Annotated in this window: 8 protein-coding genes and 3 pseudogenes; 9 read left to right on the plus strand and 2 right to left on the minus strand. The window is 50.9% G+C overall.

The window, feature by feature from the left end; genetic code table 11:
* The first annotated feature begins 113 nt into the window (after positions 1–113).
* Positions 114–176, plus strand: a complete 63-nt coding sequence (gene yoeI, locus ACQ29O_RS08155) for a membrane protein YoeI (RefSeq protein ID WP_096335044.1) — start codon at positions 114–116, stop codon at positions 174–176.
* Entirely contained in the window at positions 166–1524 is a 1359-nt protein-coding gene (gene plaP / locus ACQ29O_RS08160) for a putrescine/proton symporter PlaP (RefSeq protein WP_001519005.1), read from the plus strand. The genes yoeI and plaP overlap by 11 nt, the downstream gene beginning before the upstream one ends.
* Before the next feature lie 135 nt (positions 1525–1659).
* On the opposite strand, the gene sbcB is transcribed toward plaP, so the two are convergent.
* Positions 1660–3090, minus strand: coding sequence for an exodeoxyribonuclease I (gene sbcB / locus ACQ29O_RS08165; protein ID WP_000216699.1), 1431 nt, complete (start codon positions 3088–3090; stop codon positions 1660–1662).
* A 159-nt stretch (positions 3091–3249) separates the two neighbouring features.
* Between sbcB and ACQ29O_RS08170 the strand changes: the two are divergent.
* Positions 3250–3327, plus strand: a pseudogene (locus ACQ29O_RS08170) (hypothetical protein); the annotation flags it as partial.
* 129 nt (positions 3328–3456) lie between these two features.
* Here ACQ29O_RS08170 and sopA read toward each other — a convergent pair.
* Positions 3457–5745: pseudogene (gene sopA, locus ACQ29O_RS08175) on the minus strand (SPI-1 type III secretion system effector HECT-type E3 ubiquitin transferase SopA).
* Positions 5746–6072: 327 nt separating this feature from the next.
* On the opposite strand from sopA, the pseudogene ACQ29O_RS08180 reads away from it, so the two are divergent.
* The 6 genes and pseudogenes from ACQ29O_RS08180 to sbmC all read left to right on the plus strand — a co-directional run.
* A pseudogene (locus ACQ29O_RS08180) lies at positions 6073–6165 on the plus strand (heavy metal-binding domain-containing protein); the annotation flags it as partial.
* A 259-nt stretch (positions 6166–6424) separates the two neighbouring features.
* Positions 6425–8701: a thiosulfate reductase PhsA gene (phsA, locus tag ACQ29O_RS08185; RefSeq protein WP_000028226.1), complete on the plus strand. Its 2277-nt coding sequence runs from the start codon at positions 6425–6427 to the stop codon at positions 8699–8701.
* Between the two features lie 14 nt (positions 8702–8715).
* Positions 8716–9294 carry a thiosulfate reductase electron transport protein PhsB gene (gene phsB, locus ACQ29O_RS08190; protein WP_001016240.1) on the plus strand — a complete coding sequence of 193 codons (579 nt, stop codon included), beginning with the start codon at positions 8716–8718 and terminating at the stop codon, positions 9292–9294.
* The gene (gene phsC / locus ACQ29O_RS08195) at positions 9291–10055 is read left to right on the plus strand and encodes a thiosulfate reductase cytochrome B subunit (protein ID WP_001092553.1); all 765 of its coding nucleotides are present in this window, start codon (positions 9291–9293) and stop codon (positions 10053–10055) included. The genes phsB and phsC overlap by 4 nt, the downstream gene beginning before the upstream one ends.
* Positions 10056–10178: 123 nt before the next feature.
* Complete coding sequence (gene dacD, locus ACQ29O_RS08200) at positions 10179–11351, plus strand: serine-type D-Ala-D-Ala carboxypeptidase DacD (RefSeq protein ID WP_253336024.1); 1173 nt, start codon at positions 10179–10181, stop codon at positions 11349–11351.
* Between the two features lie 150 nt (positions 11352–11501).
* On the plus strand, positions 11502–11969 hold the full coding sequence (gene sbmC / locus ACQ29O_RS08205; RefSeq protein WP_000384326.1) for a DNA gyrase inhibitor SbmC: 468 nt from the start codon (positions 11502–11504) through the stop codon (positions 11967–11969).
* Positions 11970–12083: the final 114 nt, after the last annotated feature.

Raw genomic sequence — 12083 nt, forward strand, 5'->3', positions numbered from 1 at the left:
CGTCGGTTATTTTTTTGCTTCAAACACATCATTCAATACCAAGAGGCCGGGCTTCGTACCGGATAGATACTTACTTAAAAATCGACAGTTGTTGTCGCTGAGGAATCCAGAAAATGGGGCAATTTTTTGCTTACGCGACGGCATTCGCCGTAAAGGAGAATGACCATGTCGCATAACGTTACTCCAAACACCTCTCGCGTGGAATTACGTAAAACGCTTACGTTAGTTCCGGTTGTAATGATGGGTCTTGCCTATATGCAGCCGATGACGCTGTTCGATACATTTGGTATCGTTTCAGGCCTCACTGACGGTCACGTACCGACGGCGTATGCATTCGCGTTAATCGCGATTCTGTTTACGGCGTTGAGCTACGGGAAACTGGTGCGTCGCTATCCTTCCGCGGGTTCGGCGTACACCTATGCCCAGAAATCCATCAGCCCGACCGTTGGCTTTATGGTGGGTTGGTCTTCTCTGCTCGATTATCTGTTCGCGCCGATGATCAACATTCTGTTGGCGAAAATTTATTTTGAAGCGCTGGTGCCCTCCATTCCGTCATGGGTGTTTGTCGTGGCGCTGGTGGCCTTTATGACGGCCTTTAACCTGCGCAGCCTCAAATCGGTCGCTAACTTCAACACCGTGATTGTAGTGCTACAGGTGGTGCTGATTGCGGTCATTCTGGGCATGGTGGTTTATGGCGTATTTGAAGGCGAAGGCGCCGGTACGCTGGCGAGCACCCGTCCGTTCTGGTCCGGCGATGCGCACGTTATCCCGATGATTACGGGAGCGACGATCCTGTGCTTCTCCTTTACCGGCTTTGACGGCATCAGTAACCTGTCGGAAGAGACCAAAGATGCTGAGCGCGTGATCCCGCGTGCGATTTTTCTGACCGCGCTGATTGGCGGCCTGATCTTCATCTTTGCAACCTATTTCCTGCAATTGTACTTCCCGGATATCTCTCGCTTTAAAGATCCGGATGCGTCTCAGCCGGAAATCATGCTGTACGTGGCGGGTAAAACCTTCCAGGTGGGCGCGCTGATCTTCTCTACTATCACCGTACTGGCTTCCGGTATGGCGGCGCATGCAGGCGTAGCGCGCCTGATGTACGTAATGGGGCGCGACGGCGTATTCCCGAAAAGCTTCTTCGGTTACGTTCATCCGAAATGGCGTACGCCAGCGATGAACATCATCCTGGTCGGGGCGATCGCGCTGCTGGCGATTAATTTTGACCTGGTGATGGCGACGGCGCTGATTAACTTTGGTGCGCTGGTCGCGTTTACCTTTGTTAACCTGTCGGTGATTTCGCAGTTCTGGATCCGTGAGAAGCGTAATAAAACGTTGAAAGATCACTTCCAGTATCTGTTCCTGCCCATGTGCGGCGCGCTCACGGTTGGCGCGTTGTGGGTTAACCTGGAAGAGAGCTCAATGGTACTGGGCCTGATCTGGGCAGGTATCGGGCTGATTTATCTGGCGTGCGTAACTAAAAGCTTCCGCAACCCGGTCCCACAGTACGAAGACGTCGCGTAATCGCGCGTATTATCGGCAATAGTAAAACCGGAGGCAGTGCCTCCGGTTTTTTGTTTGTCATCCAGCACGTTTACCGGATGGCGGCGTCACTCTTTATCCGCTCTGGATTAACAATGCTCGTCAGGCATTGGTCAATTACACAATCTCAGTTGCGTACTGCCACAGTGATTTCAGCAACCCCAGCTTCGTTTTATCTTCCGCATACTGCTGAGAAAGCATCTGCAATTCATTGGCATATTGTTGTAAAAACTCCGGCGTCAGCACCTGACGGCGATGCTCTAGCCAGCGCTGCTGCTCTGCGTCATCCAGCGTACCGGGAAAATTGCGTGCGCGGTAATTAAACAGCAGCTTCTCAATGCGCTTATCGACAAAGGTAATGTCCAGCGCGGGCAGGTTACGTGGCTCGGTTTCGAGTACGATTTTCATGGCTGCGCGATCGGCATCGCTGAAAAAACCATCATAGAGCTGGGCATCAACGTTATCCGAGGCGGCAAAAGGTTCGGCTTCGGCGAAAATCGCCACCACTTTGTCGCGAACCTGCGGGTTTTCACGCAACACTTTCAGGTTATCCAGGCAATGCTGGCGGTTAATTCCCAGCCGGTCGGCATCCTCCGGGCGCAAGGTATTCGCCTGCGCCAGTACCGGACATTTATTGATATGCACCAGCTTTACCGGCACTGCGGCGTGATCGCCAAGATCGGCTTTGGCCGTATAAAGCCGCTCGCGAAGGGTGTCGCTGTCCAGCTCAAGAAGAGGAGAAATATCGCCTGCTAAATCGACCATGATCACCGCGTTACGGTTTTCAGGATGCCACGCCAGCGGCGCGACCCAGCTTGTATTACCGCGCCACGCGCCAAACATGCCGGAGACATGCACCAGCGGCTTCATTTGCGGGACGTCAATCAGCGCCGCCAGTTTATGTTTACTGCGGTGGCTATAAAGATAATCAAACAGCCGCGGCTGGCGTGTTTTCACCAGTTGCGCCATCGCAATAGTGGCGTAGACATCCGCCATCGCATCATGCGCGTTGCTGTGTTCGATCCCGTTCGCCTGGGTTAAATGTTCCAGACGAAAGCTGGGCAGGCCGTCGTCGTTTTCCGGCCAGTTAATTCCCTCCGGGCGCAGCGCATAACAGGCGCGCATGACATCCAATAGATCCCAACGTGAATTATCATGCTGCCAGCTCCAGGCATAGGGATCGTAAAAGTTGCGATAAAAAATATTGCGCGTGACTTCATCATCAAAACGCACATTGTTGTAGCCCACAACGCAGGTTTTAGGAACGGTAAACAGCGCATGAATGCGTCTGGCGAAAGCGGCTTCGTTTTCTCCTTTCTCACGCGCTTCCTGCGGCGTGATGCCGGTAATCAGCACCGCGCCGGGCTGCGGTAGATAATCATCGGCGGGTTTGCAATAAAACACCTCCGGCTCGCCGATAACGTTGAAGTCGTTATCCGTACGGAGCGCGGCGAATTGCGCAGGTCTGTCGAGGGCCGGATGCGTACCGAAGGTTTCGTAATCGTGGAAGAGGAATGTGCTCTGTATGCTGTCGTTTTTAACTGTCACTTGATGTACACGCCTGATGTTATCTGTATATGAAATATTTTATTCTTTTATTTTGTCGTTGATTGATTGTATTTGTACACCAATTGATATTGTTGCTAATGTTCGTACATGCGATGGTGAGTACATAAACATTAAAATCATTGAGTACAAAATACTAAAATGACCATCAGCGACACTAAACTACGCTCCCTCTATGGTAAACCATATTCCGGTCCATCTGAAATTACTGGTTCTGATTTAGTACTGTATGGAATTTAGGCCAGGGGCAATCTGGCCGGGATCTCAAAAAATGCATGGACTAAAACGGGTCTATGTACAGAGGGACACAACGCTGTGTCCCTTAATTTCATGCGGGTTGAGGCTGGACTAGGCCCAGGCCAGTGGCAGGATGGATGACAGAACACTCGGGAAATATTTTCTGGCATGACGTTGCATACTATCCGCCACAACGCTGGTACAGGTAAAGGCGCCATGGAGGCCGTGAAAACGGTCGGACCAGTCGGTAAACTGTTCGCTGGACGGGAAGATCGCCGGAGACAGCTCCCAGGCTTTCTGCATCAGCGCCTCCGCATAGCCTCTCAGGGCCGGCGGAGAGTCATGCTCAGTGCCGAAAATGGCGCTGGAGGAATAGCGTGCGAATGCGGTACTGAGACAGAACAGGGTTTCCGCCTGCTTCTGTGGGGTGGCGTCCGTCTGGTGATAAGCACTGAGGATGTGCTGGTAGTGTGCCGGGCTGAGTTTGCCTTCAGGAAGCAAGGGGGCAAAAATGGTGGCCAGACGCGACACTGAGGCATCATCAATCAACTTCACGGTGGAATGTTTCTGGTTCGTGGCGGCAATAAACTGCTGGTTCAGCTCCCCGTGCTCTTCAGTGCTGAGGATGATATCAATCAGCTCCCCAAAGCGTCGCTGCGTGGCCTGCTGATTAAATGCGGCGAGAAACACCGGAAAGTCATGACGGAATAACTCTACCGGAGAGATTTGCGCGGTGGAAACGTTCTCTCCGGCTCGCAGCAGGTAAAAGTTGTCCCATGCAGTGTCAGGAGTAGGGTTTAGCATTGTTAACAGCGTGTCAGTGGAGAGCATCATCGCCGTGTCTGAATCTTGGGAGGAAAGCAGCAGGAAATTATCTGCAGCGCGGGTTGTCCAGTCCGGGCTGCCGTCATAATTGCCGAAGAGCCCATTATGGATGTGGGGAGACACCGCCGGGTGAGCAAGATACTGTTCATAAAGCGCTGCAGCTTTCTGGCGGGTGCCATCAGTGCAGTCCACGCCTGTCATACAGTGTAAAATCACCTGATTAAAGAGTCCGCTGTGAGTGGTCATGGCGGCGCTGTTCCTGTCAAACGAATCCAGCAACACAGGCAGTATGCGCTACTGATAATATGTGTCAGGAGTCGGCAGGGGAACGTCATTATAGGTCTGGCACTGGTGGGCAAAAAAACGTTCCTGAACAGGCCCGAGCCACTCGCGGATAAGCGCACTTTGCGTATAGGGAGGGTGGGCCAGTACGCTTACCAGCGAACTTTCAACTGGCCGGATACATGCCTCTGTTAAGCGGCCACCCCGCAATGACTTAACCAGGTCTTCCATTGCCTGGACTTTTTCCTGACTGTATTTATCGGGCAGGCTGTCAATGGTCATCAGAATACTTTTACCATTATTGTGCTCATGATTTAAAAATCCATCCACAGCGTTCTCAGTCCAAAGGAGTGGCATTTGCAGCCAGATATCACCTAGACGAATAAAATTTCCGCCCCCTGACACTGACGGAGGTGATGAATTATCCGGTTCATTTAAAATAACGCCAGAGAGGTTGGCTTTGTGACGTATAAGCGTATTTTTTAATGTTGTATCAATAAAAGAGGGCTGTTGTTGTGTAGTAATTGAATACTGTAAAAACACTTCATTCATGTCTGAATTACTAAATTTCGTATTACTGCAGACTACATCACTCAGTGTCGAATAAGTGAATCGGCATTCGTCAAAATGTAAATGAGATATATCAGAATAAGTAAATTTTGAATTTGAAAAGTTGAACCCCTTAATAATATCGCCGTCTCGCTCCATGAAGCTGGGGGGCAATATTTTGCTGAATGTAATATTACGGAAATCTGCGTTTGAAAAATCGCGATCTGCGGCCGTAAGGGTTTCTCCGGCTTTCTGTCGTAAAACTGCATCCGTGAGTTTCTTAGCCCAGTCGGCAGGTGATGACGGGGAAGACGTAGCCTGAAGTGAGAGGGAGGGGGATACTGGTGGTGTTCTACCTTCAGAAACCGTGGGCCTGTTATTGGCTGATACAGAGACTCCACCGGGGAGCGGGGCCGCACCTGTCATTCTGTAATTATAATCACATGTTTGATTTGCAATATGCTTACGCATGAATGCTGCATTCATTTTTGAGACATCTTCTGCTGAAATATTTTTCTTGCCTGCATTATTTGTATCTTTAATATTTTTAACAGTAATCAATGTTTTGTTTAAGGTGTTTTTATCTTTCGGCTGAAAGAAGTCTTTTATTTTTTGTGGTAACGCGAACTCAATCGATGAGCTCTTTCCTGTTTTAAGTTTTTCATTTAAAGAAGCATGCGTGTTTTTAACACTGGTTATTTTTGAGGCGAGCCCGTTTTTCGTATGTTCACGAATAGAGGTAATTAATTTTTTAACCTAGTTAGGAATAGTAGAAAAATTAATTGCGCCTGATGATATCTTCATTAGAATTCCTTATCAACATCATTATGGAAAAACGGTCTGGATTTTTAACGCCTTAAAAGTAAGCTTCATATATCGGTATGGCGATGGAGATCACAATTCACCATGCTATCTGGAAGGTTTCTTTCAGAAAGTGTCCATTCTGTCATCATGTCACCGTATTGTGGGACGCTGACGTATCTGCGGAAAAATCCAGGCATAAGAGAGCGGGTCGGGTAACGGAGCCCGTGTGCACGCAAAAGTAAACCCGCTTCGATGCTCAACCAGTGTTTTTTCGCCGGCATTCGGGATATCGTCGGCGGACGGTCCGGCGCGTATGAGAAAGAACTGCGTAAAGCGCGTGAAATCGCTTTTCAGGAAATAATCGTTTTCTTTTAAATATTATTACGTGTTATTGGAATTGTATCATTTTTATAATTAACAGCGGGTTGTTTGGTAATTCTGCTGATTATTCAATGACAGTCCATGTGCGTGTTCAGGAAATGTAAAATATTTATAAAATAAAAGGTTTTATCGTGTTGGCATGCTCATTTTAACAACTATTTCAAATTGTGATTGAAGCCGACATTTCATAATACAAATTAAATATAATCTTCAGCTATATCTAATAACAGGAGGTTATATGAGCATTAGTCGTCGTTCTTTTTTGCAGGGGGTAGGCATAGGCTGCTCTGCCTGCGCGCTGGGCGCTTTTCCGCCCGGGGCGCTGGCGCGCAACCCGATTGCCGGCATTAACGGTAAAACTACGCTAACGCCAAGTTTGTGCGAGATGTGTTCCTTTCGTTGCCCTATTCAGGCGCAGGTAGTCAATAACAAGACCGTTTTTATCCAGGGCAATCCTTCTGCGCCGCAGCAGGGGACGCGCATATGCGCCAGGGGCGGGAGCGGCGTCAGCCTGGTCAATGACCCGCAACGGATTGTAAAACCTATGAAACGCACCGGGCCACGCGGCGACGGTGAATGGCAGGTGATTAGCTGGCAACAGGCTTACCAGGAAATCGCGGCGAAAATGAATGCCATCAAAGCGCAGCATGGCCCCGAGAGCGTGGCTTTCTCTTCCAAATCGGGCTCGCTCTCCAGCCATCTTTTCCATCTGGCTACGGCCTTTGGTTCGCCTAATACCTTTACTCACGCCTCAACATGCCCTGCCGGGAAAGCCATTGCGGCAAAAGTGATGATGGGCGGCGATCTGGCGATGGATATCGCTAACACGCGCTATCTGGTTTCGTTTGGCCACAATTTGTATGAAGGGATTGAAGTTGCCGATACCCATGAGTTAATGACCGCGCAGGAGAAGGGGGCCAAAATGGTGAGCTTCGATCCGCGTTTGTCTATATTTTCCAGCAAGGCGGATGAGTGGCACGCTATTCGTCCCGGGGGGGATTTAGCGGTTCTGCTGGCGATGTGCCACGTCATGATTGATGAACAGCTCTACGATGCGTCTTTTGTTGAGCGTTATACCAGCGGATTTGAACAGTTAGCACAGGCGGTAAAAGAGACGACGCCGGAATGGGCCGCCGCGCAGGCCGATGTCCCAGCCGACGTTATTGTCCGGGTGACACGCGAACTGGCTGCCTGCGCGCCTCACGCTATTGTCAGTCCTGGTCATCGCGCGACGTTCTCGCAGGAAGAGATCGATATGCGGCGTATGATTTTTACGCTTAATGTGCTGCTCGGTAATATTGAGCGCGAAGGCGGGCTATATCAGAAAAAAAACGCGTCTGTTTACAATAAACTGGCCGGAGAAAAGGTCGCGCCAACGCTGGCGAAACTCAACATTAAAAATATGCCGAAACCGACGGCGCAACGCATCGATTTGGTCGCACCGCAGTTTAAATATATCGCCGCTGGCGGCGGCGTGGTGCAAAGCATTATTGACTCGGCGTTAACCCAGAAGCCTTACCCGATAAAGGCGTGGATTATGTCGCGGCATAATCCTTTCCAGACCGTCACCTGTCGTTCGGACCTGGTAAAAACCGTTGAGCAACTGGATCTGGTGGTCAGCTGCGATGTCTATTTGAGCGAGAGCGCGGCATATGCCGACTATCTGCTGCCGGAATGCACCTATCTCGAACGGGACGAAGAGGTATCCGATATGTCGGGACTGCACCCGGCTTACGCTCTGCGCCAACAGGTCGTAGAGCCGATTGGCGAGGCGCGTCCGAGTTGGCAAATCTGGAAAGAACTTGGCGAGCAGTTGGGATTAGGGCAGTACTATCCGTGGCAGGATATGCAGACGCGCCAATTCTATCAGTTGAACGGCGACCATGCCTTAGCGAAGGAACTGCGACAGAAAGGGTATCTCGAATGGGGCGTTCCGCTGCTATTACGCGAACCAGAATCCGTTCGTCAGTTTACGGCGCGTTACCCCGGCGCTATCGCGACGGACAGTGACAACACCTATGGCGAACAGCTTCGCTTCAAATCGCCCTCCGGCAAAATCGAACTTTATTCCGCAACCCTGGAGGAATTGCTCCCTGGCTACGGCGTTCCGCGCGTTCGTGACTTTGCGCTGAAAAAAGAGAATGAGCTTTACTTCATTCAGGGCAAGGTGGCCGTGCATACCAATGGCGCGACGCAGTACGTACCTTTACTCAGCGAGCTAATGTGGGATAACGCGGTCTGGGTTCATCCGCAAACGGCGCAAGAAAAAGGCATTAAGACCGGCGATGAGATCTGGCTGGAAAATGCCACGGGTAAAGAGAAAGGTAAGGCGCTGGTGACGCCCGGTATCCGCCCGGACACGCTTTTTGTCTATATGGGATTTGGCGCTAAAGCTGGGGCCAAAACGGCGGCGACGACACACGGTATCCACTGTGGCAATTTACTGCCGCACGTGACGAGTCCGGTATCCGGTACGGTAGTGCATACCGCAGGCGTGACGCTGAGCCGGGCATGAGGGAGGAGGGAACCATGAATCATTTAACGAATCAGTACGTCATGCTGCATGATGAAAAACGTTGTATCGGCTGCCAGGCGTGTACCGTTGCCTGCAAAGTGCTTAATGACGTACCGGAGGGATTTAGCCGCGTACAGGTACAAATTCGCGCCCCTGAACAGGCATCCAACGCACTAACCCATTTTCAATTTGTCCGCGTCTCCTGTCAGCACTGTGAAAATGCGCCATGTGTCAGCGTTTGTCCTACCGGAGCGTCATATCGTGATGAAAACGGGATCGTGCAGGTGGATAAATCGCGCTGTATTGGCTGCGATTATTGTGTTGCCGCGTGTACTTTCCATGTGCGCTATTTGAATCCGCAAACCGGCGTCGCCGACAAGTGTAACTTCTGTGCCGACACGCGGTTGGCGGCTGGCCAGTCTCCGGCGTGCGTATCCGTTTGCCCAACGGACGCGCTGAAATTCGGCAGACTGGATGAGAGCGAGATCCAGCGCTGGGTCGGTCAGAAAGAGGTCTATCGCCAGCAGGAAGCGCGTAGCGGCGCGGTCAGTCTGTACCGTCGTAAAGAAATCCATCAGGAGGGTAAAGCATGAATACTATCTGGGGAGCGGAACTACATTATGCGCCAGATTATTGGCCGCTGTGGTTAATTTATGCAGGCGTCGTGGTGCTGCTCATGCTTGTTGGGCTGGTTATCCATGCGTTATTGCGCCGGATGCTGGCGCCAAAAACGGCGGGCGGCGAAGAGCATCGTGACTATCTCTACTCGCTGGCGATTCGCCGTTGGCATTGGGGAAATGCGTTACTGTTTGTTTTATTACTGTTAAGCGGTTTATTTGGTCATTTTTCTCTCGGCCCTGTAGCGCTAATGGTACAAGTGCATACCTGGTGTGGTTTTGCCTTACTGGCTTTCTGGGTCGGGTTTGTGCTGATCAACCTCACCACAGGTAACGGGCGTCACTATCGGGTAAATTTTTCCGGACTGGTAACGCGCTGCATACGCCAGACGCGTTTTTACCTTTTTGGCATTATGAAAGGGGAAGCGCATCCGTTCGCGGCAACAGAGCAGAATAAGTTCAATCCACTGCAACAACTGGCATATCTGGCGATTATGTACGCGCTGGTACCGCTGTTAATCATCACCGGTTTGCTGTGTCTCTATCCGCAGGTTGCGGGTCTGGGCCCTGTGATGCTGGTGCTGCATATGGCGCTTGCTATCATCGGCTTACTGTTTATTTGCGCGCATCTCTATCTGTGTACTCTTGGCGACACGCCGGGACAAATTTTCCGTAGCATGGTTGACGGCTATCATCGTCATCGTACCGCGCCGCGCGGGGATAAGTCCGCCGTCTGAGCGTATCCATAAAATAATGTCAGCAAGAAAATGTGCCTTGTGTCACATTTTCTTGCAATTTATCCATGTTTGTTTAACTGAACTTCCGTAAAAAGAACGGCAAATAGAGACCATCCTGAGGACATGCTGTTGAAACGCCGTTTGTTTATTGCCGCTTCTTTATTCGCGATGCACCTTTCTCCTGCGCTTGCGGCCGATGCCGTAAGTTTTGCTCCCCAACCGCCAGCCATTGATGCAGGCGCCTGGGTGTTGATGGATTACACTACGGGGCAGGTTCTTACCGCCGGTAATGAACACCAGCAACGTAATCCCGCCAGCCTTACCAAGCTAATGACGGGCTACGTCGTCGATCGCGCCATCGATAGTCATCGTATCAGCCCTGACGATATCGTCACAGTTGGGCGCGACGCCTGGGCGAAGGATAATCCGGTGTTTGTCGGCTCCTCGTTGATGTTTTTAAAAGAAGGGGATCGCGTGTCGGTACGCGATTTAAGCCGTGGCTTAATTGTGGATTCCGGTAACGATGCCTGTGTGGCGCTGGCGGATTATATCGCGGGCGGGCAGCCGCAGTTTGTGGCGATGATGAACAGCTATGTGAAAAAACTCAATTTGCAGGATACCCATTTTGAAACCGTCCACGGTCTGGATGCGCCGGGACAACATAGCTCCGCGTATGATCTGGCCGTACTCTCCCGGGCGATTATTCACGGCGAACCTGAATTTTATCACATGTACAGCGAGAAAAGCCTGACCTGGAACGGCATCACGCAGCAGAACCGCAACGGCTTGTTGTGGGATAAGACCATGCATATCGATGGGCTTAAAACCGGACACACATCGGGGGCGGGATTTAATCTTATCGCATCGGCGGTGGACGGGCAGCGTCAACTTATCGCCGTCGTGATGGGGGCGAAAAGTTCGAAAGGCCGTGAGGAACAGGCGCGAAAACTGTTGCAGTGGGGCCAGCAAAACTTTGCGACGGTGCAGATTTTGCACAGCGGTAAAAAAGTGGGCAGCGAGCGAATCTGGTATGGAGATAAAGAAAAGATTGCGCTGGGTACGGAACAGGATTTCTGGATGGCGCTGCCTAAAGCGGAAATTCCGCATATCAAAGCAAAATATGTGCTGGATAGAAAAGAGCTGGAGGCTCCAATCGCCGCTCATCAACGGGTAGGTGAAATAGAGCTATACGATCGGGATAAACTGATCGCTCAGTGGCCGCTGGTCACTCTGGAGTCGGTGGGTAAAGGCGGTATGTTCTCTCGTCTGAGCGACTATTTTCAGCATAAAGCGTAAGCCGTTGTCACACACCGTTCACCGTCATCTGAGGTGTCAAAAGGGCGGGATTGCGAGGTTGCTCACAAAATGATCACGCTGTCCTTGTGACCGTAAAAGGCTGTAATTATACTGCACATTCATACAGTATAGTAAAGTGACGGAGGCAGCATGGATTACGAAATCAGGCAGGAACAAAAACGCAAGATAGCCGGTTTCCACATGGTCGGTCCATGGGAACACACCGTGAAGCAGGGTTTTGAACAACTGATGACGTGGGTGGATCGACAGCGGATCGTGCCAGTTGAATGGATTGCCGTCTATTACGACAATCCAGATGTCGTACCTGCAGAAAAACTCCGCTGCGATACCGTGGTGTCCGTGGCAGAGAATTTCATCCTGCCGGACAATAGCGAAGGCGTAATCGTGACCGCCATTGAAGGCGGCGAATATGCCACTGCTGTCGCGCGAGTGGAAGACCGTGACTTTGCGAAGCCGTGGGAACGGTTTTTTGATGTCCTGGAGCAGGATAGCGCTTATCAGATAGCCTCTGCGCCCTGTTTTGAAACCTATCTGAATAACGGCATGGAAGATGGATACTGGGATATTGAAATGTATATTCCGGTACAGCGGAAGTGAACGACTGGTTTCCTGGCTGAAAAGAGCGGACGGATAATGTGTTCCGTCCGCCAGTGCGCTATTTTTGCTATAAAGCAGGTACAATGCATTTTTTGCCATTCCCGTAAGGAGCAC

This window comes from Salmonella sp. GDC200615 (assembly GCF_050574145.1).
Lineage (GTDB): Bacteria > Pseudomonadota > Gammaproteobacteria > Enterobacterales > Enterobacteriaceae > Salmonella > Salmonella enterica.